The sequence below is a fragment of the Mycobacterium sp. 2YAF39 genome (assembly GCF_052114565.1).
Taxonomy (GTDB): Bacteria; Actinomycetota; Actinomycetes; order Mycobacteriales; family Mycobacteriaceae; genus Mycobacterium.
Genome location: NZ_JBFREZ010000004.1, coordinates 24689 through 47969, shown reverse-complemented (window position 1 = coordinate 47969; position 23281 = coordinate 24689). Strand labels below are relative to the sequence as shown.

The following is a 23281-nucleotide window of genomic DNA, read 5'->3' as shown; positions in this document are numbered from 1 at the left end:
CATGTCTGCAAACCAGACTGCCCACCACACGTTCCGCCGCAACCGCGTGCGCACCGGCCTGGCCGTCGCGGCCGCCGCCGGACTGGCGCTCACCGGCTGTAGCGGCGTTCAGAACTCGACCGGAGGCGGCGGTGGTGACTCATATCCGTCCGGCGCCGTCGAGATGTACGTCGGCGCATCCGCGGGCGGTTCGAGCGACCTGATCAGCCGCGCGGTCTCCAAGGGCCTCAGCGACAGCCTCAAAGCGTCGTTCCCGGTCATCAACCGCGAAGGCGCCAACGGTGCGCTCGCCGCCGCCGAGGTCGCCAAGGCGGAACCGAACGGCTCGATCATCGCCATCCAGAACGCATCGCTGTTCACCATCACGCCGATGGCCGTCAGCCCCGACGAGGTCACCAACATCGACGACTTCGACGTGGTGCAGGGGGTGTCCCGCGACGACTACGTGCTGGTGACCAATCCGGCGAGCGGCTTCCGCACGCTCGACGACATCAAGAAGGCCAACCGCGTCATCCGCTACGGAACCACCGGAGTCGGCACCGGCGCGCAACTGTCCGCCGCCCTGTTGTTCAAGACGAGCAACGTTGAGTCCCAAGCCGTTCCGTTCGACGGCGGCGCACCCGCGCTGGCTGCGGTGCTCGGAAACCAGGTCGACGTGGCGAGCATTCAGGTCGGCGAGGCCATCGAGAACATCCAGTCCGGCAAGCTGACCCCGCTGGCCGTGTTCGGCCCCGATCGCATCGAATACCTGCCGGACGTGCCGACCGCCAAGGAGCAGGGGCTCGATGTCGAGGTGACGCAGTACCGCTTCATGACGGTCCCCAAGGGCACACCCCAGGAGATCCAGGACAAGATCGCCGAAGGTATGAAGACCACGTTTGCGACCCAGAGCTACAAGGATTTCAACAAGCAGAACAGCCTGACCCCGATGGAACTTTCGGGCGACGAGGTTCTCGCGCAGCTGCAGTCCGACAAGAAGCGGTACGAGGACCTGGTCAAGCAGTACGGCATCAACCTGCGCGACGAGGGCTAGACCATGAACGATGCCGTATCCGACAAGACCCCGCATCCGCACACCCGCGACATCCTCGCCGAACTCGAGGCCGAGGTCGCCCACGAGATGGAGGAGGAGCGGCCACCCGCCGGTGGCCCCTCCTACCAGATCGCCGGCGCACTGGTCGGTGTCGCGATCGGCATCGCAGGGGCCGTGCTCTCGGCCGGATACGGTCTCGGTTCACTCAGTGAGCCGGGTCCCGGGTTGTGGCCGTTCGTCATCAGCGTTCTGATCGCGGCGATGTCGGCGGTGCTCCTGGTCGTCGGCCGCGGGCTGACAGATGCCGAGGCGTTCACGCGAAGCAGTGTGCTTCCCGTCGTCGGTGTCATCACCTTCGTCGCGTTCGGCGTGCTGATGCCCATGACCGGATTCGAGATTCCCGCGCTGGCGCTGTGCGTGATCTGGCTGAAGTTCCTCGGCGGCGAAAGCTGGCGCAACACGGTGGTGATCAGTGTGGTGACCGTCGCGGCTTTCTACTTCCTGTTCCTCTATGGGCTGCGAATCCCGTTGCCCCACTTGATTGCACTGTAAGCGACCCGAACCATGGACCTCACCGCATTCCTCGACGGGTTCGCCCTCGTCGTCGAGCCCAAGAATCTGCTCTACTGCCTCGTCGGCGTGCTGATCGGCATGATCATCGGCGTCCTGCCGGGGCTGGGGCCGGCGGCCACCATCGCGATCCTGCTGCCCATCACCTACACCATCGATCCGGTTTCGGCGATCATCATGCTCGCCGGGATCTACTACGGCGCCCAGTACGGCGGCACCATCACCTCGGTCCTGCTGCGACTGCCCGGTGAGGCGTCGTCGGTTGTCACCGTGTTCGACGGGTTCGCACTGGCCAAACAGGGCAAGGCGGGTACCGCCCTTGGCATCGCAGCGATCGGTTCCTTTGTGGGAGCGACGATCTCGATCATCGGGCTCACCCTGCTGGCTCCGGTTGTCGCGAGCATCGCGCTGGACTTCGGACCGCCGGAATACGCCGCCCTTGCGCTGCTCGGCGTGTTGCTGGTCGCCACGATCGGCAGCGGCAACAAGCTCAAGGCGCTGATCGCCGGCACGGTGGGCCTGTTGCTGGCCACGGTCGGGCGCGACACCTTCACCGGGGCGTCGCGGTTCACGTTCGACAGCCTGCAGCTCGCCGACGGGATCGACTTCGTGGTGGTGGCGATGGGCTTGTTCGGGGTGGGCGAGATCCTCTACAACCTCGAGCAACGGCACGGTAAGAAGCACGTCCCCGCCGAAGTCGGCAATGTGTGGCCGTCCCGCAAAGACCTCAAACAGTCATCGGGAGCCATCGGCCGCGGCTCGATCATCGGCTTCGTCCTCGGTGTGCTCCCCGGCGGCGGCGCCGTGCTCTCCTCGATCGTGGCCTACGCCACCGAGAAGCGAATCTCCAAGAATCCCGAACGATTTGGGCGCGGCGCGGTCGAGGGCGTCGCCGCGCCGGAGACCGCGAACAACGCCGCGGCCACCTCGTCGTTCATTCCGCTGCTCACGATCGGATTGCCCGCCAACGCCACGATGGCGATGCTGTTCGGTGCGCTACTGATCCTCGGTGTGTCACCTGGTCCGCAGTTGGTCGACGAACACCCGGATGTCTTCTGGGGAGTCATCAACTCGATGTACATCGGCAACATCCTGTTGCTGATCCTGTCCATCCCGCTGGTCGGCCTGTTCGTGCGGATTCTGAAGATCCGGCCCGCGATCCTGGCGCCGATCACCGCGCTGATCACGATCCTCGGCGTCTACACCATCAACAATTCGGTGTTCGACATCTACCTGATGGTGGCGTTCGGCATCATCGGCTACCTGATGAAGAAGGCGGGATTCGATCCCGGTCCGATGGTGCTGGCCTTCGTCCTCGGATCGATCATCGAGTCGAGCACGCGACGGTCCCTGCTCATCTTCGGCGGTGACCCAACGGGATTCGTGACCCGGCCGATCTCGGGCGTCATTCTCGCGGTCTTCGCGGCCCTGATCCTGCTGCCACTGATCCGACTGCTGTGGAAGCGGCGCGCGTCAGCGCGGGTCGAGCCTGCGGCGGGAGTTGGCGAGGTGGACACGCATCGCGGCACGGGCGGCGGTGGGGTCACCGGCGAGGATGGCGGAGACGATGTTGTCGTGCTCCCGCCGGACCCGGTCGACGTGCCCGGAGTCGGTGAGCGAGTAGGAGTCACCCAGCCGCATACGGGGAAGCATGATCATCATCGGCCCGAGTGAGTCGAGCAGGTCCACGTAGAAGCGGTTGCCGGTGGCCGCCGCGATAGCCCGGTGAAACCGGAAGTCGGCTTCGACGGCATCTTCGGGTGCCGCAGCGACGAAGGCGTCCATCGCCGACTGGATCGTGCCGCGGCCCGCCGCGTCCAGCCGGGCCGCCGCCAGCGCCGCGGCCTCCGTCTCGACCCCGAGCCGGAAGTCGATCACGTCGAGCACGTCCTGGTGGGTGCGGATCGCGGCGGATTGCACGGTGAACGACGTCGGTTCGGGGACGGTGAGGACGAATGATCCACGGCCGTGGAAGGTTTCGACCAGGCCCTCGGCGCGCAGCCGGGTCACCGCTTCGCGGACGACGGTGCGCGACACCCCGAACTCCTCGATGAGTTCGGCCTCCGACGGGAGCTTGTGACCCGCGGGCAGTTCGCCCGCGAGGATCTTGTCCTTCAACCCCGAGACCACACGCGCGGCCAGTGTCGTCGTCATGGGGCGCCGAACTGAGCGGTCTCCTTGGTGAGTGCGCGCATCTGGTCGCTGAGTGTGAAGCCGAGGCCCGGCCGGTCGGGTAACCACATCCGGCCATCGTGAATGTCGATGCGCTCGTTGAACAGTGGATTGAGCCATTCGAAGTGTTCGACCCACGGCTCGGTGGGATACGTCGCCGCCAGGTGCAGGTGGATCTCCATCGCGTAGTGCGGGGCCAGGGCCAGCCCGGCGTGGGCGGCCAGCGTGGCGAAGCGCAGGAACGGGGTGATGCCGCCGATCCGTGGTGCGTCGGGCTGGACGATGCCGCGGTAGCCGGCGTCCAGCAGCGCCATGTGTTCGGGCACGGACGTGAGCATCTCGCCCGTCGCGATCGGGGTGTCGAAGATGTGGCTGAGGTCCGCGTGCCCGACGGCATCCCACGCGTCCAGCGGTTCCTCGATCCACACCAGGTCGTAACGTTCGAGTTCACGGCACATCCGGCGGGCCCGATCCCGGTCCCACTGCTGGTTGGCGTCGACCATCAGCGGGGTGTCGCCGAGATGCTCCTTGATGGCCGCCACCCGATCCAGGTCGGTCTTCCAGTCCGGTTGCCCCACTTTGATTTTGATGGCGCCGATGCCGGACGCGAGCGAGGCGGTCGCCTTCTCCTTGATCTCCGCGACAGAGGCCTGCAGGAAGCCTCCGGAGGTGTTGTAGACGCGGCACGAGTCACGGTGCGCGCCGATGAGCTTGGCCAACGGGAGTCCGGCCCGTCGGGCCTTGAGGTCCCACAGCGCGACGTCGAGCGCTGCGATCGCCTGGGTGGCCACACCGGATCGGCCCACCGAAGCGCCCGCCCACAGCAGTGACTGGTAGATGCGGTCGATGTCGGACGGGTCGGCCCCGATCGCGGTGTCGGCGATCTCGGCGAGGTGGGCGAACTGCGCCGGTCCGCCTGCGCGTTTCGAGTAGCTGAAGCCCATGCCCTCCACGCCCTGTTCGGTGGTGACTTCGGCGAACAGCAGCACGGTCTCCGTCAGCGGCTTCTGCCTGCCGGTGAGGACCTTGGCGTCGCTGACCGGGTTGGCCAGCGGGAGCACGACATGGGAAAGCGTGATGTGACGAACGCGGTCGGACATGAGGAGCTCCTAGAACAAGTCATATGATGAGTAGTCAACTCATCATACAAGTTGTCGAAAGAATCGACTAGGGCTGGTCGAAGCTGATGATCTGCCGCACCGCTGCGCCGTCGGCGAGCTGGTCCATGCCCGCGTTGATGTCGTCGAGCGCGATCGTCGATGACACCAGCGACTCGACCGGCAGCCGGCCGGCCCGCCACAGCCCGACGAAGTGCGGGATCTCGCGCGACGGCACGGCCGAGCCGAGGTAACTGCCGATCAGCGAACGGCCTTCGGCCACAAAGCCCAAGGGCGACAAATTGATTCGTGCGTCGGGCCGGGGCAGCCCGACGCAGACGGTCCGTCCGCCCGCGGCGGTGAGGTCGACGGCCGTCTCCACCGCCCGTGGATGGCCGACCGCCTCGATCACGACTGCGGCCTTGAGTCCGGCGTCGCGCGCCTCGTCGGGGGTGTACGCGGCGTGCGCGCCCATGGACCGAGCCAGGTCGAGCTTGGCGGGCAGTTGGTCGACGCCGATGACACGGACGTCGTCATGGGAAAGGGCGGTGAGCACCGCCGCCATGCCGACTCCGCCGAGCCCCACGACGATCACGGTTTCGCCTGCACGCGGGCGGCCCGCGTTGATCACCGCGCCGCCGCCGGTCAGCACGGCGCACCCGAGTAGCGAGGCGACTTCGGCAGGCACGTCGGCGGGCACCGGCACGACAGAACGACGGTCGACGACGGCGTGGGTGGCGAAACCCGAGACCCCGAGGTGGTGGTGGACCGGCTGACCGTCACGGGAGAGCCTGCGGTCACCGGCCATCAGGGTGCCCGCTGCGTTGGCCGCGCTGCCGGGCACGCACGGCGTGAGTCCGTTGGTCGCGCATGCGTCGCATTTGCCGCACCGCGGCAGAAACGTCATCACCAGGCGCTGGCCGACGGGTGCATCGGTCACGCCCGGCCCGGCCTCCTCGACGATGCCGGCCGCCTCGTGTCCGAGCAGCATCGGCACCGGCCGGACCCGATTGCCGTCGACGACCGACAGGTCCGAATGACACATCCCGGCGGCCTCGATGCGGACGAGGAGTTCACCGGGGCCGGGCGGGGCGAGGTCGAGGTCGTGCACCGCGATCGGTCTCGATTCCGCGTACGGCCTCGCTAGACCGATCTGTTCGAGTACGGCGCCGCGGATCCTCATGACTACAGCGTGCCTGCGAGACTGCTGCCATGACCAGTAGCGAGCAATCGCTCACCAGTGCCGACTTTCCCGTGCACTGGCCGGTGACGACCCGATGGACCGACAACGACATGTTCGGTCACCTCAACAACGCGGTCTACTACGAGATGTTCGACACGGCGATCAACGGCTGGATCAACACCACCTCGGGGATCGACCCGCTGACGGTGCCCTGGCTGGGCGTCGTCGCCGAGTCTGGGTGCCGGTATTTCTCCGAACTGCGTTTCCCCGCACCACTTTCCGTCGGGCTGGGGGTCGCCCGGTTGGGCAACAGCAGCGTGACGTACCGGCTGGGGGTCTGGCAGGACGGCGAGGCCACCAAACCCACAGCGGCCGTCGGCCACTGGGTGCACGTGTACGTCGACAGAGCGGCCCGCCGGCCCGTGCCGATCCCCGAGGTGATTCGCTCCCTGCTCGAAAAGGCGCGCGTCGACTAGTCATATGCTCGTCCGATGCCGTTTGTGAGCACGACTGTCGAGGTCGCCGCCTCCGCCGAACAGATCATGGGCATCGTCGCGGACTTCGAGTCGTACCCGTTGTGGAACGAGGAGATCAAGGGGTGCTGGGTGCTGGCGCGCTACGACGACGGCCGTCCCAGCCAGTTGCGTCTCGACGTCGTCGTCCAGGGGCAGTCGGGCACGTTCATCACCGCGGTCTACTACCCCGCCGAGAACCAGATCCAGACGGTGCTGCAACAGGGTGAGTTCTTCGAGAAGCAGGAACAGAAGTTCTCGGTGGTCGCGATGGGGCCGACCTCACTGCTGACGGTCGACCTCGATGTCGAGACCAAACTGCCGATCCCGAGCCAGATGGTGAAGAAGGCGATCGGAGACACCCTCGACTACCTGGCAGGCAATTTGAAGACCCGCGCCGAGGAACTGTCCGGCGCTTAGCCCCACAACCTCGTCTCGTCGAGCCGGGCGATGAGTCGCCGTGCGCCATCGGTGAATTCGCCACCGGTCAGCCTGACCACCGTATCCACATCGCCCCGGCGAAGCGCCGTGATCATCTCGCGGTGCCCCGCCAATGCGGAAACCCCCCAGTGCGGATCGCCCGCATAGATCTGCCCGGGCAGGTAGCGCGCGACGTGTAAGAGGAACCACGCCAGCTTGATGCGGCCGGTGGACCTGTTGAACGCCCGGTGGAATGCGAACTCCGCCGACGCGATCTCCTCGATTTCGTGGCGGTCGATGGCCGCAGCCAGCCCGTCGTTGAGTTGCTCCAGTTCGTCGATCTCCGACTCGGTGATCCGCTCGGCCGCCGTCGCAGCCAGCTCCTTGGCGATCGTCTCCTGCAGCCAGAAGATGTCCTCGACGTCACCTCGGCTCAGTGGCACAACCACATGACCGCGGTGCGGTTCGAGCGCCACCATGCCCTCGCCGCGCAGGGTGCGCAGCGCCTCGCGGACAGGTGTGATGCTGACCCCGAGCTGCGCGGCTGTCTCGTCCAACCGGATGAAGGTGCCCGGCCGCAGGGTTCCGGTCATGATGTCTGTGCGCAGCCGGGCGGCGACCTCGTCGGAAAGCTGCTCGCGCCGCACGCGACGGGGCCGGCTTCGGGGCTTCGGGGGTGCGTTCACTGGGCTCTCCGGTCCGTCTGGCGTGGGGTTGTACCTGAGCGGCCGAGGCCATACTGTGACCGGGGCAACACCATGTTTGATCAAATGTAAAAGCTGCGCAAGCCAGGGGAGGGCACTCACTGTTGACTTCTCCTTCTGGTCCGGACCCGACCGAACAGCCGTATCTCGCGCGCCGGCAGAACTGGACGAGCCAGCTTGCGCGGCACTCCCTGATGCAGCCCGATGCCACCGCGCTGCGCTTCCTCGGCCACACCACGACCTGGCGCGAGCTCGACAACCGCGTCGCCACCCTGGCAGGGGCGCTGCGGCGGCGCGGAGTCGAGTACGGCGACCGCGTGCTGATCCTGATGCTGAACCGCGCGGAGTTCATCGAGTCGTTCCTCGCGATCAACAAGCTCGGAGCCATTGCGGTGCCGGTGAACTTCCGGATGACCCCGCCGGAGATCGCGTTCCTGGTCAGCGACTGTCAGGCCAAGGTCGTGATCACCGAAGCGGTGCTCGCCAGTGTGGCGACCGCGGTCCGCGACATCGACTCCGCGCTGACGACTGTGGTGGTCGCCGGTGGCGCCACCGAAGATGGCGTCATCGGCTACGACGACCTGATGGCCGAAGAGGGCACCCCGGCCGATGTCGTCGACATCCCCAACGACTCCGCCGCGCTGATCATGTACACGTCGGGGACCACCGGCAGACCCAAGGGCGCGGTGCTCACCCACACGAACCTCGCCGGGCAGGCGATGACGTTCCTGTTCACCAACGGCGCCGACCTCACCAACGACGTCGGCTTCGTCGGTGTGCCGCTGTTCCATATCGCGGGCATCGGCAACATGATCATCGGTCTGCTGCTCGGCAGGCCGACGGTGCTCTATCCATTGGGTGCGTTCGACCCCGGTGCACTGCTCGACGTCCTGGAGGCCGAGGCGGTCACGGGCATCTTCCTGGTGCCCGCGCAGTGGCAGGCGGTCGTCGCCGAGCAGAGCGCACGTCCGCGAAACCTCAAACTCCGGGTGCTGTCGTGGGGTGCGGCACCGGCCTCAGATACGTTGCTGCGCAGCATGTCCGATACATTCCCTGGAACGCAGATCCTCGCCGCCTTCGGCCAGACGGAGATGTCCCCGGTGACGTGCATGCTGCTCGGCGAGGACGCGATCCGAAAACTGGGCTCGGTCGGCAAGGTCATTCCGACGGTCTCCGCGCGCGTCGTTGACGAGAACATGAACGATGTCGAGATCGGCCAGGTCGGCGAAATCGTCTATCGGGCACCCACCCTGATGGCCGGCTACTGGAACAACCCCACGGCGACCGCCGAGGCCTTCGCAGGCGGCTGGTTCCACTCCGGTGACCTGGTGCGCCAGGACGCCGAGGGCTACATCTGGGTCGTCGACCGCAAGAAGGACATGATCATCTCCGGCGGCGAGAACATCTACTGCGCCGAGGTCGAGAACGTCCTCGCCGGGCATCCCGCGATCGCCGAGGTGGCGGTGATCGGCCGCGCGCACGCCAAATGGGGCGAAGTGCCCGTCGCCGTCATCGCCCTGGGCTCCGACACCGAACTCGGGCTCGCAGATCTCGAGAAATTCCTGTCCGATCGCCTCGCGAGGTACAAGCATCCGAAGGCTATGGAGATCGTCGACGCGCTTCCCCGCAACCCTGCTGGCAAAGTGCTCAAAACGGAACTGCGTGTGCGTTTCGGCGCGGGGAAGCGGATTGACGTAGGCGAAAGCGCCACTCCGACAACGGTTTCAGCTGGCGCACAAGAGGTTTAAGGAATTGGGACGAGTTTGCTAACGGTTAAGGGCTCAAATTTTCCGATGCGGTCCACCGCGGGGATGGCATCGGGTACAGTCCTGTGGTCTGTCTTACTACTGACGAGTAGGGAGACGCTGGTCACAGTCACCGGGTTGGGGCAAGGAGGCCGCGTGCGACAGGGGACGCCGGTGTACGGCCATGGCCGCGGTTACGTCGTGGGAGGGCGTCGATGACGGCGTCGACCGACGTCGTCGGTTACGTCCGCGACCAAGTACGGCCGGGTCTGACCGCGGTCGGTGGATTCGTCCGCATGTGCGTGCTGACGGCCAAGGCAACTTTCAAGTCGCCGTTCCAGTGGCGCGAGTTCATCCTGCAGAGCTGGTTCCTGATGCGGGTGGCGTTCCTGCCGACCGTCGCGGTGTCGATCCCGCTGACCGTGCTCCTCATCTTCACGCTGAACATCCTGCTCACGGAGTTCGGCGCGGCCGATATCTCCGGTGCGGGTGCGGCGCTGGCCGCCGTCACCCAGCTCGGTCCGCTGGTCACCGTGCTCGTGGTGGCAGGCGCCGGTTCGACGGCCATCTGCGCCGATCTCGGTGCCCGCACCATCCGCGAGGAGATCGACGCGCTCGAGGTGCTCGGCATCGATCCGATCCACCGGCTGGTCGTCCCGCGCGTGATCGCCTCGACGTTCGTCGCTCTTCTGCTGAACGGCGCCGTCATCACGATCGGCCTCGTCGGCGGCTTCATCTTCGGTGTCTACCTGCAGAACGTCTCCGCGGGCGCCTACGTCTCCACCCTCACTCTCGTCACGGGACTGCCCGAGGTGCTGATCTCGGTCGTGAAGGCCATGACCTTCGGCCTCATCGCCGGTCTCGTCGGCTGCTACCGCGGCCTGACAGTCGCGGGCGGTGCGAAGGGCGTCGGCACGGCGGTCAACGAGACGCTCGTGCTGTGCGTCATCGCCCTGTTCGCTGTCAACGTGGTGCTGACCACGATCGGTGTCCGTTTCGGAACAGGGAGCTGACGTGTCGACAACCCAGGTCCTGCGTTCTCGGTTCCCGCGGGGGTTCTCCCGCGGAGCGGGTGTCGTCACCGCTCCCGCGAAATTCCTGGACAGCGTCGGACATGTCGCGTGGTTCGTCGTCACCGCGGTCGGTTCGATCGGCCACGCGCTGCGCTACTACCGCAAGGAGACCCTGCGGCTGATCGCCGAGATCGGCATGGGCACCGGCGCGATGGCGGTCATCGGCGGCACGGTGGCGATCGTCGGCTTCGTCACGCTGTCGGGTTCATCGCTGGTCGCCATCCAGGGCTTCGCGTCGCTGGGGAACATCGGCGTCGAGGCGTTCACCGGGTTCTTCGCCGCGCTGATCAACGTGCGTATCGCCGCACCCGTGGTCGCGGGCCAGGCGCTGGCCGCCACGGTCGGTGCGGGCGCCACCGCCGAACTGGGCGCCATGCGGATCAGCGAGGAGATCGACGCGCTGGAGGTGATGGGCATCAAGTCCATCTCCTACCTGGTGTCGACCCGGATCATGGCCGGCTTCATCGTCATCATCCCGCTGTACGCGATGGCGATCATCATGAGCTTCCTGTCCGCGCAGGTCACCACGACGATCTTCTACGGGCAGTCGAGTGGCACCTACGAGCACTACTTCCGCACGTTCCTGCGCGCCGACGACGTCATGTGGTCGTTCGTGCAGGCGATCATCATCTCCGTGATCGTGATGCTCAACCACTGCTATTACGGCTACTTCGCCAGCGGCGGGCCGGTGGGCGTCGGTGAGGCGGTCGGCCGGTCGATGCGCGCATCCCTCGTCGCGATCGTCTGCGTGGTCCTGTTCGCATCGTTGGCGCTCTACGGCGTCGACCCGAACTTCAACCTGACGGTTTAGCGCCATGACAGCACCGATCAACTCGCCTCGCACCCCGCCGTACAAGCTGGCCGGCCTGGTGCTGACGCTGTTGGTGATCGTCGCCGTGGTGCTGGTGTACTTCCAGTTCCGTGGCGACTTCCTCAAGCGCGAACAGCTGACGATGATGTCCGCGCGGGCGGGTCTGTCGATGGATCCGGGCGCGAAGGTCACCTTCAACGGGGTCGAGATCGGCCGCGTGGCAACCGTCAACGCCGTGGACGTCGGAGGCGAGCCGCAGGCCAAGATCGTCCTCGACGTGGATCCCAAGTACATCAAGTTGATTCCGAAGAACGTGACCGCCGACATCAGCGCCACCACGGTGTTCGGCAACAAGTACATCTCCTTCACGTCGCCGAAAGATCCTTCACCGCAGCGGATCACGACGTCCGACGTGATCGACGTGACCAAGGTGACCACCGAGTTCAACACCCTGTTCGAAACCGTGGTGTCGCTGTCGTCGCAGGTCGATCCGATCAAGCTGAACCAGACGCTGGCGGCCACGGCCGAGGCGCTGGACGGCCTGGGTGACCGCTTCGGCCAGTCGATCACCAACGGCAACGAGATTCTCGGCGACCTCAATCCGCAGATGCCCCAGATCCGCAAGGACAACCAGCTGCTGGCCGACCTCGGCGACGTGTACGCCGATGCGGCACCCAATCTGTTCGACGGTCTGCAGAACGCGGTGACCACCGCGCGCACCCTCAATCAGCAGCAGGGCAACATCGACCAGGCGCTGATGGCCGCGGTCGGCTTCGGCAACACCGGAGCAGACGTCTTTGAACGCGGTGGTCCGTACCTGGTCCGCGGCGCGGAGGATCTCATCCGCCCATCGGAGATCCTCGACGAGTACAGCCCGGCGTTGTTCTGCACGATCCGCAACTTCCATGATGCCGAGCCCAAGGTGGCGGCATCGCTCGGCGGCAACGGCTACTCGCTGCGGACGCTGTCGGAACTGATGGGCGCGGGCAACCCGTACGTCTACCCGGACAACCTGCCACGCGTGAACGCCCGCGGCGGCCCAGAAGGCAAGCCCGGCTGCTGGCAGCCCATCACGCGTGACCTGTGGCCGGCCCCGTACCTCGTGATGGACACCGGTGCGTCGATCGCGCCGTACAACCACTTCGAGTTGGGCCAGCCGATCCTGATCGAGTACGTCTGGGGCCGCCAGATCGGGGAGAACACGATCAACCCATGAAAATCACCGGTACAGCCATCAAGCTCGGCGCCTTCTCCTTGGTGCTGTTGCTGTTCACCGCGATCATCATCGTGGTGTTCGGTCAGATGCGTTTCGACCGCACCACCGGCTACTCGGCGGTGTTCTCCAACGCCAGCGGGCTCCGTGCTGGACAGTTCGTCCGTGCGTCCGGTGTGGAGGTCGGCAAAGTCTCCAAGGTCGAGCTCATCAACAACGGATCGTTGGTCAGAATCGACTTCGAAGTGGACCGCTCACTGCCGCTGTTCGACGGCACGACCGCCTCGATCCGCTACCTGAACCTGATCGGCGACCGGTACATGGAGCTCAAGCGGGGCGAGAGCAACACCCGGTTGCCCGGTGGCGGCACCATCCCGATCGAACGCACCGAACCCGCGCTGGACCTCGACGCATTGATCGGCGGATTCCGTCCGGTGTTCCGGTCCCTTGATCCGGACAAGGTCAACACCATCGCCCAGTCGATCATCACGATCTTCCAGGGCCAGGGCGGCACCATCAACGACATCCTCGACCAGACCGCATCGCTGACCTCGGCGCTCGCCGACCGCGATCAGGCGATCGGAGAGGTGATCAAGAACCTCAACACGGTGCTCGATACGACGGTCAAGCACCAGCAGCAGTTCGACGAGACGGTGCAGAACTTCCAGACCCTGATCACCGGGCTGAACGACCGGCGCGATCCGATCGCCTCGTCGGTGGCCGATATCAGCGACGCCGCGGGCACCATCGCGGATCTGCTGGCCGACAACCGCCCGTTGCTGCAGAGCACGGTCGGCCATCTCGAGACCCTTCAGCAGCCGCTGGTCGACCAGCGCGACAAACTCAACGACATCCTCACCAGGCTTCCGACGGCATTCAAGATCATCGGGCGCGCGGGCGGTATCTACGGTGACTTCTTCAACTTCTACTCCTGCGACATCTCGATCCGGATGAACGGTCTGCAACCCGGCGGTCCGATTCGCACGGTCAAACTCTTCAGCCAGCAGTCGGGTAGGTGCACGCCCCAATGAGAACTCTGGAGGGATCGAACCGCGTCCGTAACGGCATGATGGGCATTCTCGTGCTCATCCTCGTCATCGGCGTCGGACAGAGCTTCGCCAGTGTGCCGATGCTTTTCGCCACACCCACGTACTACGCGGAGTTCTCCGACACCGGCGGCCTCAACAACGGCGACAAGGTTCGCATCGCCGGCGTCGATGTCGGCGTGGTGCGCAGCGCGGAGATCAACGGGGACAAGGTCGTCATCGGCTATTCGCTCGACGGCACGCAGATCGGGACCGAGAGCCGCGCGGCAATCCGCACCGACACCATTCTCGGCCGCCGCAATATCGAGATCGAGCCTCGCGGCACAACGGCTTTGAAGGCCAACGGCACAATACCGCTGGGCCAGACCACGACGCCGTACCAGATCTACGACGCGTTCTTCGATGTGACCGAGGCGTCGTCGGGCTGGGACACCCAGACTGTGAAGAAGTCGCTGAACGTCCTTTCGGAAACCATCGACCAGACCTATCCGCACCTCAGTGCCGCACTCGACGGCGTGGCCCGATTCTCCGACACCATCGGCAAGCGCGACGACCAGATCAAGCAACTGCTGGCCAATGCCAATCAGATCGCGGGCATCCTCGGCAACCGCAGCGAGCAGATCAACAAGCTGCTCGTCAACGCGCAGCAGCTGCTCGGCGCCATCAACGAACGTCAGTACGCGGTCAGCATGCTTCTCGAACGCGTCGGCTCCTTCTCCGAACAGGTCAAGGGATTCATCGACGACAACCCGAACCTGAACCGGGTGCTCGAGCAGTTGCGCGTGGTCAGCGACGTCCTGACCGAGCGTCGATTCGACCTGATGGACACCCTCACCACGGTCGCCAGCTTCGTGGCGTCGCTCGGTGAAGCGGTCGCCTCCGGTCCCTACTTCAAGGTCATGCTGGTCAACCTGCTGCCCGGCCAGATCCTGCAACCGTTCGTCGACGCCGCGTTCAAGAAGCGCGGGATCGACCCCGAGAAGTTCTGGGGCGACGCCGGTTTGCCCGCTTGGCGATTCCCGGATCCGAACGGGGCCCGGTTCCCCAACGGCGCTCCGGCGCCGGGGCCTGCCGTGCTGGAAGGCACGCCCGAGCATCCCGGACCCGCGGTGCGAGCGGGAACGCCGTGTTCCTACACGCCGGCACCGGACGGCATACCGACCGCAGCCAACCCGCTGCCGTGTGCCGGCCTGTCCGTCGGTCCGTTCGGCAACAACCCGTACGGCGCCAACTACGGACCGCCCGACGTGGTGACCTCCGATCCGAACGCGCACGGGCCGCAACCGTCGCCTGGTGTGCCATCGGCGGCGATCCCGGGCCAGCTGCCGCCGGATATGCCCGGCGCCCCGGCGCCGCTTCCGCCGGCCCCGCCCGGTGCCCGCACAGTTCCCGTTGGTCCGATGCCTCCGCTGCCGCCGGACTTCACACCGGGTATCGCCCCGCTGCCGCCGGCCATGAACGGGCCGCCGCCACCGGCCGGTCCCGGTCCGGATGCGGGACCTGCCGGAACTCCGCCATTGCCAGGGAACCCGCCGTTCCTGCCGCCACTATCGCAGGGACAGTAGGGGGTGTAACTGATGACAACGATCTTCAATGTTCGAAAACTGCAGCTGCCGAAGGTATCTCGCGCGACGGTGATCATCGGCACGCTCGTCGTGATTCTCGCGCTGGTCGCCGCCATCGTCGGGTGGAACCTGTACAAGAAGCTGACCACGAACACCGTCGTCGCCTACTTCCCTGAGACGCTTGCGCTGTATCCCGGCGACAAGATCCAGATCATGGGCGTCAAGGTCGGCACCATCGAATCGATCGATCCCGCAGGCGACAAGATGAAGGTCACCTTCAACTACGACAACAAGTTCAAGGTGCCCGCCAACGCCACCGCGTCGATCCTGAACCCCAGCCTGGTCGCATCGCGCACCATTCAGTTGTCACCGCCGTACACGGGCGGACCGGTCATGGAGGACGACGCGGTCATCCCGATAGACCGCACGCAGATCCCGGTGGAGTACGACGAGCTGCGCGACTCGATCAACCGCATCCTGACGGACCTTGGCCCGACGCCGGAGCAGCCCAAGGGGCCGTTCGGCGACATCATCGAGTCGGCGGCTGACGGGTTCGCGGGCAAGGGTGAAGAGCTCAACCGGACGCTGAACGGCTTGTCCGAGGCGCTGTTCACGCTCAACGAGGGCCGTGGCGACTTTTTCGGCGTGGTCAAGAGTCTGGCGCTGTTCGTCAACGCGCTCTATAAGAGCGATCAGCAGTTCGTCGCGCTGAACGACGATCTCGCGACGTTCACCAATGCGTTCACCAACACCGACCGCGAGGTCGCCAACGCGCTGCAGGACCTCAACACCCTGCTGACGACCACCCGCGGGTTCCTCGACGAGAACGCCGAGGTGCTGACCCACGACATCAACAACCTGGCCGACACCACCAACGCGATCCTGCAGCCAGAGTCGAAGAACGGGCTCGAGACCGCGCTGCACGTGTTCCCCACGCTGGGCGCCAACCTGATGAACATCGTCTCGCCGACCACCGGTGGTGTGATGGGCATCCCGGTGATCAACAACTTCGCCAACCCGATCCAGTTCATCTGCAGCTCGATCCAGGCAGGCAGCCGGCTGGGCTATCAGGAGTCGGCCGAGATGTGCGCGCAGTACCTCGCCCCGATCCTGGACGCGATCAAGTTCAACTTCCCGCCGTTCGGGCTCAACCAGTTCAGCTCGGCGATGACGTTGCCCAAGGACATCGCCTACTCGGAGCCGAGGCTGCAGCCGCCCGCGGGATACAAGGACACGACCGTGCCGGGTATCTGGTCGCGCGACACCTTGTTCTCCCACGGCAACCACGAGCCCGGCTGGGTGACGGCACCCGGTATGCAGGGTGTCGACGTGCAGCCGTTCACCAAAAACATGCTGATGCCCGAGTCGCTTGCCGAGTTGATGGGCGGACCCGACGCCCCCATCCCGCCCGCGCCGCCGACCTTCGGTGGTCCGCATCAGGCAGGCCCGCCGAACGCCTACACCGAGAACACCCCGCTGCCTCCGCCCTGGTATCCGCAGCCCGGTCCGCCGCCGGGTCCTGCGCCCGGTGTGATCCCCGGCGATCCAGGTAGCGCGGCACTCACCGGTCCGCTGCCCGTCCCGGGGCCCGGACCAGGACCCGCCCCCGCCGCACCGCCGGCGCCGGTCGGACCGCCGCTACCCGCTGAGGCAGGCTGATGATGACCAGTCGCAGATGGAGTCGAATCGCGCTACGCACCGTCGCGCTGGTGGCAGTCGCGCTGACGCTGAGCTCGTGCGGAGTGTGGCCGTGGCGCGGCATCGCCAATGTCGAGCTGCCCGGCGGTCCAGGGACCGGCTCGGACAGCATGACGGTGTACGTCCAGATGCCGGATACGTTGGCGCTCAACGTCAACAGCCGCGTCCGGGTGGCCGACGTCTTCGTCGGTCGCGTTCGGTCGATCGAGTTGAAGAACTGGGTGGCGACGCTGACCCTGGATGTGACGCCCAACCTCGGGCTGCCGTCCAACGCGCTCGCCAGGATCGGCCAGACCAGCCTGCTGGGCAGCCAGCACGTCGAGCTGGAGCCGCCGCCGGATCCGTCGGGTACCCCGTTGAAGTCCGGCGACACGATTCCGTTGAAGAACAGCTCGGCGTTCCCGAGCACCGAACGGGTACTGGCGAGCATCGCCACCATCCTGCGCGGTGGCGGTGTGTCGAACCTCGAGACGATCCAGACCGAGATCTTCAACGTGCTCAACGGCCGGGCCGACCAGATCCGTGAGTTCTTGAACAAACTCGACACCTTCACCTACGAGCTGGACCAGCAGACCCAGGACATCACGCGCGCCATCGATTCGACGAACCGGCTGCTGTCGATCGTGGCTCAGCGCAACGACACCCTGGATCAGGTGCTGACCGAATTCCCGCCGCTGATCAAGCATTTCGCCGACACGCGGGATCTGTTCGCCGATGCGGTGGAGGCGCTGGGCCGGGTGAGCGTGGCCGCCGACAACGCGTTGTCGCCTGCGAGCGACAACCTGCACACCAACCTGGCCAACCTGCAGCGGCCATTAAAGCAGCTGGGGCGGGCATCGCCGTACGTCATCGGGGCGCTCAAGCTGATGCTGACGGCGCCGTTCTCGATCGAGAACGTGCCCAAGGTCGTTCGCGGTGACTACCTCAACGCATCGTTGATGGTCGACCTGACGCTGTCGGGCCTCGACAACAGCATTCTGTCGGGCACAGGTGTCTCGGGCATGCTGCGCGCGCTCGAACAGTCGTGGGGCCGCGACCCGGCGACGATGATCCCGGATGTTCGGTTCACGCCGAACCCGCACAATGCTCCGGGCGGACCGCTGGTTGAAAGGGGTGAGTGAGCAGTGCTGACAAGGTTCATCAAGATTCAGTTGGTGCTGTTCACTGTCCTGACGATCATCGCCATCACGGTGTTGGGCTGGTACTACCTGCGGATACCGAGCCTGGTCGGCATCGGGCAGTACGAACTTCACGCCGAACTGCCCCGTTCCGGTGGTCTGTACGCCACGGCCAACGTGACGTACCGCGGCAGCCAGATCGGCAAGGTCACCAGTGTGGTGCCCACCGAGAATGGCGCACGCGCGACGATGAGCATCGACAACCGGTACAAGATCCCGGCGGACGCCTCGGCGAACGTGCATTCGGTGTCGGCCATCGGTGAGCAGTACCTGGATTTGGTGTCGGAAGGTAATCCCGGCCAGTTCCTCGCCCCCGGCAGCACCATCACCGAGAGCACCGTGCCCAGTGAGGTCGGTCCTGCACTGGACGCGGCCAACAACGGTCTCGCGGTGCTGCCCAAGGAGAAGATCGACGCGTTGCTCACCGAAACCTCAAACGCCGTAGGCGGTTTGGGGCCGGCGCTGCAACGCCTCGTCGACTCGACCACCAATATTGCGCAGGGCTTCAAGGACAATCTGCCGCAAGTCAACGACATCATCGCCAACTCGGCGCCGATCCTGGACAGCCAGGCTCAGTCCGGAGACAACATCGAGCAGTGGTCGCGAAACCTGGACATCATCGCGTCGCAGTCGGCCGAGCAGGATGCCGCCTTGCGCAGCGGTCTGGAGCAGGCCGCCCCGACGCTCGACCAGGTGAACAATGTCTTCAGTGGTGTGCGCGATTCGCTGCCCCAGACACTGGCCAACCTGTCGATCGTCATCGACATGCTCAAGCGCTACAACAAGGGTCTGGAGCAGACGCTGGTGATCCTGCCGCAGGGCGCGGCGGTCGCCCAGGCGGGAACACTCTTCGAGGATCTCGGCCAGCTGCCGCTGGCGCTCTCGATCAACCAGCCCCCGCCGTGCCTCACCGGGTTCCTACCCGCATCCGAATGGCGCTCTCCGGCGGACACGAGCATGGCACCGCTGCCCAAGAACACCTACTGCAAGATCCCCAAGGACTATCAGGCCAACGCGGTTCGCGGCGCGCGCAACTATCCGTGCGTCGACGTGCCGGGCAAGCGTGCGGCCACGCCGATGGAATGCCGAAGCAACGAACCGTACGTCCCGCTCGGCACGAATCCCTGGTACGGCGACCCGAACCAGATCCTGTCCTGCCCGGCGCCGGGTGCGCGCTGCGATCAGGGCGTCAACCCGGGACGCGGTGTCATCCCGGCCCCGACGGTCAACAACGGCGTGAACCCTGCGCCCGCCGACCAGCTGCCTCCGCCACGGTCCACGGCACCGATCAGTGACCCGTTGAGCCCCCCTGGCCAGGGCACGGTCAGCTGCAGTGGACAACAACCCAACCCCTGCATCTACACTCCGGCACCAGGGCCTCCCGGCTCAACGGCCGTTTACAGTCCCTCGAGCGGTCAGGTAGTGGGACCTGACGGCGTCAGGTACAACGTCAGCAATTCGAGTAACCCAGGAGACGACGGATGGAAGGAGATGCTGGCACCCGCCAGCTGAACCCCACCGATGCTGATCAGGCGCCCGAAGAGTCGTTAGCAGTATCTGAAACACCGGACCCACAGACCCAGGAAGACCCGGTCGAGCCGACCGAGGATCGCCGCCCGCCGCGGCTGGGACGTGGGTTGGTCGCGGCGATCTGCGCCGGACTGCTGGTGCTCGCTGTTGGCGGCGGAGTGGCAGGGTATCTCCTGCTGAAGTCGAACCGGCAGAGCGAGAACATTGCCCGGGAGGAATCCGCGGCGCTGCAGGCGGCACGGGATTGCGTGGCCGCGACGCACGCGCCCGACGTCACGGCCATGACCGCCGCGCAGTCGAAGATCATCGAATGCTCGACGGGTGACTTCGGCGCTCAGGCCAGCCTGTACAGCGGCGTCCTGGTCGACGCCTATCAGGCCGCCAACGTGACGGTGCAGGTTTCCGACATGCGTGCCGCGGTCGAACGGCACAACGACGACGGATCGTTCGAAGTCCTGGTCGCCGTGCAGGTGAAAGTGACCAACTCCGAGGCCGCCGACCAGCAGCAGGGCTACCGGCTGCGACTGCAGATGGCGCCCGACGAGGGCACCTACAAGATCGCGAAGCTCGACCAGGTCACGTCGTGACCTCATCTTCGCTAGTACTGGACACCGTGTACGAGCCCGACACCGACGCGGCGCCCGGACCTCCGCTGGCGACATGGCCGGCAAGGGCCGGCGCGTTCGCGATCGACGTTCTGCTCGGCGTTGCGGTGATCGCGACGATGGCAGTGTCGGCGTGGAGCGCACCCTGGCGCGGGTGGCTGTGGTGGGTCTTCGTCGGTGTCGGCGCGGCTGTGATCGTGGCGATGGCGGTCAACCGGCTGCTGATGCCGACGATCACCGGCTGGAGCGTGGGCCGCGCACTCGTCGGCATCGGGGTGCGCACGCGTGACGGCGCCTCGCCGGGGGTGCTGCGCCTGGTGGGCCGCGACGTGGCGCACCTGCTGGACACCGCGGCGCTGTTCATCGGCTGGCTGTGGCCACTGTGGGACCGCCGCCACCGCACGTTCGCCGACCTGCTTCTGCGCACCGAGGTGCACGAGGTCGAGCGCCCGCAGCGCGATATGCGCAGGCCCGCGGCACTGGTGCTGATCGCGGCGACGGTGTTGTCCGCGCTCGCCGTCGGGCTGAGTTATCTGATGGTGTACCGGCCGGAGCGGGCCGTGGACGTCGCCCGTCAGCAGATCGCCGAGCAGGGACCACGAATCGTCGAGCAGATGCTCAGTTACAGCAAAGAGTCACTGCAGCAAGACTTTTCGCACGCGCAGTCGCTTACGACCGACGGCTATCGTGATCAGCTGATCGCGCAGCAGCAGATCGTGCAGCAGGCCGGTGCGACGTCCAACGAGTACTGGGCGGTGAGCAGCGCGGTGCTGTCGTCGACGGCGAACCAGGCGTCGATGTTGATCGCGATGCAGGGCCAACGTGGCACCGATCCGAATGACCTCAAGTTCATCACCGCGACCCTGCGGGTGGAATTCGAGAAGTCCGGCGATCAGTGGAAGGTCGCCAACCTCATCGTGCTGAAGAAGCCGCAGATGAATGCCGGTGGACAATGAGCCCACGCCGCAAGATCGAGGCCGACGAGCCCGACTTCTTCGAGGTCACACCGCAACCGCCACGGCGTTGGGGCCTCGGTGTCGTCGCCGCTGTGGCGTCGGTGTTGATCGCCGCCGTCCTGACAGCGGGCACACTGATGATGGTCAGCCACAGGACCGACGTCCGAAACCGGACCGAAGACGCCCAGGTGCTGGACTACGTGCAGGCGTTCATGACGACATACACCACGTTGGATCCGTTCAACGCCAACGCCTATACCGACCGGGTCCTCGCCCAGGGCACCGGTGATTTCGCGAAGATGTTCAAGGAGAAACAGAACGAGATCCTGATCCAGGTCGCGCAGGCCGAGCCCACGACGGGCACGGTGGTAGCCGCCGGTGTGCAGCGGTGGAACGACAACGGTAGCGCCGACGTCCTGGTCGCGACGAAGATCAGCTCCAAGTCGCCCGACCGGAAGTCGACGATCGAGAGCGGAAACCGTTGGGTTGCAACGGCGATCAAGGAAGGACAGCAGTGGAAGATCAGCCAGCTGATTCAAGTGATCTGACCACCGAAGCTGACCCGCCGACGGAAGTCGGGTCGTCGGACCAGCCACGCCGGCGCCGATTCTCGCTGCGGCGCCGGGCGAAAACCTCTGAGCCAGAGACGGTTTCCGAATCTCCCGAGCAGTCGGTCCAAGAGGCCGAGCCCGTATCGCGCACACCTGTCGGCAAGTCGCGGCGCACAGCCAAGGCGCCTTCGGCGGTCGCCGACGAGGCTGATGAGCCTGTCGACTCCGAGGTTGACGAATCCGAATCCGAGCCGGGGGACCCCGAACCCGCCGAAGACGTGATCCTGGTTCCGCATCGCCCCGCGGGGAAGCGCCTGCTGATCGCTGCCACGGTGGCGTCAGCCCTCGTGGTCGCGGCCGCCGCATTCGCGGGAGCAGCGCTGCAGCCCTATCTGGCCGAACGCGCTGCCGTCGCCACGAAGCTCGATGTCGCCCGCACGGCGGCCAGCGCGATCTCCACGCTGTGGACCTACACGCCCGACAACATGGAAGCGCTGCCGGACCGCGCCGAGGTCTTCCTCGGTGGCGACTTCGCCAACGAGTACCGCAAGTACATCGACGCGATCGTCGCGCCCAACAAGCAGGCTCAGGTCACCAACACCACGGAGGTGATGGGCGCGGCGGTCGAATCGCTGTCCGCCGACGAAGCCACCGCGCTCGTGTACACCAACTCGGTGGCCACCAGCCCGGTCACCAAGAACATCCCGTCCCTGCGCTATCTGTCGTATCGGCTGACGATGAAGCGCGATCATTCGAAATGGTTGATCACCAAGATGTCCACCGTGACGTCCTTCGATCTCACACCGCAGCTGTAGGACGGACCACCGCAGACCGTGGCCGTCGAATCACCGGTTTCCGACCGCTTGACCCACGTCGCGTTGCTGCTACTGACCTTCGCGACCGGCATCGTCGATGCGGTCAGCGTGCTGGAACTCGGCCATGTGTTCGTCGCGAATATGACCGGCAACGTCGTCTTCCTCGGCTTCTGGCTGGCCCCGCACACCGTCGTGGACGTGATTGCCGCGGTGGTTTCGGTCTCCTGCTTCGTGATGGGCGCGATACTCGGCGGCCGGCTGGCCCGGCGCTTCGACTACGAGGTTCGCCGCTGGCTCGTCCTGACGCTGGCACTCGAGGTCGTGATGCTCGTCGGGCTATCGATTCTCGCGGGTACCGGCATCCTCGACTACCGCGACCACACGAAGCTGTTCCTGATCGCGGGGCTGGCCGTCACATTCGGGATCCAAAACTCCACGGCACGGCAGTTCGGCATCCAGGAACTGTCCACCACCGTGCTGACGACGACGATCTCCAGCATCGGGTTCGACAGCCGCCTGGCAGGGGGCACCGGTGAGCGCCAGAAGCTGCGCTACTGGGTCATATTCGCGATCTTCTCCGGTGCCGCCGTCGGAGCGACGCTGACCCGGTTCGCCGTCGCGCCCGTGATCGCACTTGCGGCCGCCGTGGTGGCGAGCAGCGCGGCCATCTTCTGGTTCGGCGCACCGCAGGAAGCGGATCCGCCCGTGCCGGAAGGACAAATTTCCTAGCCTTTTCAAGTACCCGAAAAATGGGTGTTTGCATGGGGTGGCCTGAGGAATAGTTTGTTTGCGGGAGGTGGTTTC

General features: G+C 65.8%; 22 protein-coding genes and 1 pseudogene. 19 read left to right on the top strand and 4 right to left on the bottom strand.

What is annotated here, in order from left to right:
• Nucleotide 1: 1 nt before the first annotated feature.
• Genes AB4Z42_RS13210 through AB4Z42_RS13200 form a run of 3 tightly spaced genes read left to right on the top strand, consistent with a single transcriptional unit; the run spans nucleotide 2 to nucleotide 3277 of the window.
• Complete coding sequence (locus AB4Z42_RS13210; protein ID WP_442009641.1) at nucleotides 2-1033, top strand: tripartite tricarboxylate transporter substrate binding protein; 1032 nt, start codon at nucleotides 2-4, stop codon at nucleotides 1031-1033.
• A gap of 3 nt (nucleotides 1034-1036) precedes the next feature.
• Complete coding sequence (locus AB4Z42_RS13205; RefSeq protein WP_442009640.1) at nucleotides 1037-1585, top strand: tripartite tricarboxylate transporter TctB family protein; 549 nt, start codon at nucleotides 1037-1039, stop codon at nucleotides 1583-1585.
• A 12-nt stretch (nucleotides 1586-1597) separates the two neighbouring features.
• Nucleotides 1598-3277 (top strand): tripartite tricarboxylate transporter permease, encoded by a 1680-nt coding sequence (locus tag AB4Z42_RS13200; protein WP_442009639.1) that lies wholly within the window; start codon nucleotides 1598-1600, stop codon nucleotides 3275-3277.
• Here the strand turns inward: AB4Z42_RS13200 and AB4Z42_RS13195 are convergent.
• The 3 genes and pseudogenes from AB4Z42_RS13195 to AB4Z42_RS13185 form a co-directional block, all read right to left on the bottom strand.
• Nucleotides 3167-3757 (bottom strand): annotated as a pseudogene (locus AB4Z42_RS13195) (FadR/GntR family transcriptional regulator); the annotation flags it as partial. The gene AB4Z42_RS13200 and the pseudogene AB4Z42_RS13195 overlap by 111 nt on opposite strands.
• Entirely contained in the window at nucleotides 3754-4875 is a 1122-nt protein-coding gene (locus AB4Z42_RS13190; RefSeq protein WP_442009638.1) for an L-talarate/galactarate dehydratase, read from the bottom strand. The gene AB4Z42_RS13190 and the pseudogene AB4Z42_RS13195, both read right to left, overlap by 4 nt.
• Before the next feature lie 67 nt (nucleotides 4876-4942).
• On the bottom strand, nucleotides 4943-6055 hold the full coding sequence (locus tag AB4Z42_RS13185; protein WP_442009637.1) for an alcohol dehydrogenase catalytic domain-containing protein: 1113 nt from the start codon (nucleotides 6053-6055) through the stop codon (nucleotides 4943-4945).
• A gap of 29 nt (nucleotides 6056-6084) precedes the next feature.
• Between AB4Z42_RS13185 and AB4Z42_RS13180 the strand changes: the two genes are divergently transcribed.
• Together AB4Z42_RS13180 and AB4Z42_RS13175 are read left to right on the top strand one after the other, a co-directional pair.
• A complete protein-coding gene (locus tag AB4Z42_RS13180) occupies nucleotides 6085-6531 on the top strand; it encodes an acyl-CoA thioesterase (protein WP_442009636.1) in 447 nt (148 codons plus the stop codon).
• 15 nt (nucleotides 6532-6546) lie between these two features.
• Nucleotides 6547-6987, top strand: a complete 441-nt coding sequence (locus tag AB4Z42_RS13175; RefSeq protein WP_442009635.1) for an SRPBCC family protein — start codon at nucleotides 6547-6549, stop codon at nucleotides 6985-6987.
• Here AB4Z42_RS13175 and AB4Z42_RS13170 read toward each other — a convergent pair.
• Nucleotides 6984-7673: a GntR family transcriptional regulator gene (locus AB4Z42_RS13170; protein ID WP_442009634.1), complete on the bottom strand. Its 690-nt coding sequence runs from the start codon at nucleotides 7671-7673 to the stop codon at nucleotides 6984-6986. The genes AB4Z42_RS13175 and AB4Z42_RS13170 overlap by 4 nt on opposite strands.
• 122 nt (nucleotides 7674-7795) lie before the next feature.
• Between AB4Z42_RS13170 and fadD5 the strand changes: the two genes are divergently transcribed.
• The 14 genes from fadD5 (at nucleotide 7796) to AB4Z42_RS13100 (ending at nucleotide 23206) form a co-directional block, all read left to right on the top strand.
• Entirely contained in the window at nucleotides 7796-9439 is a 1644-nt protein-coding gene (gene fadD5, locus AB4Z42_RS13165; protein ID WP_442009633.1) for a fatty-acid--CoA ligase FadD5, read from the top strand.
• 212 nt (nucleotides 9440-9651) lie between these two features.
• The gene (locus AB4Z42_RS13160; protein WP_442009632.1) at nucleotides 9652-10449 is read left to right on the top strand and encodes an MlaE family ABC transporter permease; all 798 of its coding nucleotides are present in this window, start codon (nucleotides 9652-9654) and stop codon (nucleotides 10447-10449) included.
• Nucleotide 10450: 1 nt separating this feature from the next.
• Nucleotides 10451-11320: an MlaE family ABC transporter permease gene (locus tag AB4Z42_RS13155; protein WP_442009631.1), complete on the top strand. Its 870-nt coding sequence runs from the start codon at nucleotides 10451-10453 to the stop codon at nucleotides 11318-11320.
• A gap of 4 nt (nucleotides 11321-11324) precedes the next feature.
• Nucleotides 11325-12536, top strand: a complete 1212-nt coding sequence (locus AB4Z42_RS13150) for an MCE family protein (protein WP_442009630.1) — start codon at nucleotides 11325-11327, stop codon at nucleotides 12534-12536.
• A complete protein-coding gene (locus AB4Z42_RS13145) occupies nucleotides 12533-13564 on the top strand; it encodes a virulence factor Mce family protein (RefSeq protein ID WP_442009629.1) in 1032 nt (343 codons plus the stop codon). Before AB4Z42_RS13150 ends, AB4Z42_RS13145 begins: the two co-directional genes overlap by 4 nt.
• Nucleotides 13561-15144 carry a virulence factor Mce family protein gene (locus AB4Z42_RS13140; protein WP_442009628.1) on the top strand — a complete coding sequence of 528 codons (1584 nt, stop codon included), beginning with the start codon at nucleotides 13561-13563 and terminating at the stop codon, nucleotides 15142-15144. The genes AB4Z42_RS13145 and AB4Z42_RS13140 overlap by 4 nt, the downstream gene beginning before the upstream one ends.
• Nucleotides 15145-15156: 12 nt before the next feature.
• A complete protein-coding gene (locus tag AB4Z42_RS13135; protein WP_442009627.1) occupies nucleotides 15157-16803 on the top strand; it encodes a virulence factor Mce family protein in 1647 nt (548 codons plus the stop codon).
• Entirely contained in the window at nucleotides 16803-17963 is a 1161-nt protein-coding gene (locus AB4Z42_RS13130; RefSeq protein WP_442009626.1) for a virulence factor Mce family protein, read from the top strand. The genes AB4Z42_RS13135 and AB4Z42_RS13130 overlap by 1 nt, the downstream gene beginning before the upstream one ends.
• Nucleotides 17964-17966: 3 nt before the next feature.
• The gene (locus AB4Z42_RS13125) at nucleotides 17967-19532 is read left to right on the top strand and encodes an MCE family protein (protein WP_442009625.1); all 1566 of its coding nucleotides are present in this window, start codon (nucleotides 17967-17969) and stop codon (nucleotides 19530-19532) included.
• Nucleotides 19502-20137: a hypothetical protein gene (locus AB4Z42_RS13120; RefSeq protein ID WP_442009624.1), complete on the top strand. Its 636-nt coding sequence runs from the start codon at nucleotides 19502-19504 to the stop codon at nucleotides 20135-20137. Before AB4Z42_RS13125 ends, AB4Z42_RS13120 begins: the two co-directional genes overlap by 31 nt.
• Nucleotides 20134-21111 (top strand): RDD family protein, encoded by a 978-nt coding sequence (locus tag AB4Z42_RS13115; protein ID WP_442009623.1) that lies wholly within the window; start codon nucleotides 20134-20136, stop codon nucleotides 21109-21111. The genes AB4Z42_RS13120 and AB4Z42_RS13115 overlap by 4 nt, the downstream gene beginning before the upstream one ends.
• Nucleotides 21108-21659 (top strand): mammalian cell entry protein, encoded by a 552-nt coding sequence (locus AB4Z42_RS13110; protein ID WP_442009622.1) that lies wholly within the window; start codon nucleotides 21108-21110, stop codon nucleotides 21657-21659. The genes AB4Z42_RS13115 and AB4Z42_RS13110 overlap by 4 nt, the downstream gene beginning before the upstream one ends.
• A complete protein-coding gene (locus tag AB4Z42_RS13105) occupies nucleotides 21626-22477 on the top strand; it encodes a mammalian cell entry protein (RefSeq protein ID WP_442009621.1) in 852 nt (283 codons plus the stop codon). The genes AB4Z42_RS13110 and AB4Z42_RS13105 overlap by 34 nt, the downstream gene beginning before the upstream one ends.
• Before the next feature lie 18 nt (nucleotides 22478-22495).
• A complete protein-coding gene (locus AB4Z42_RS13100; protein ID WP_442009620.1) occupies nucleotides 22496-23206 on the top strand; it encodes a YoaK family protein in 711 nt (236 codons plus the stop codon).
• Nucleotides 23207-23281: the final 75 nt, after the last annotated feature.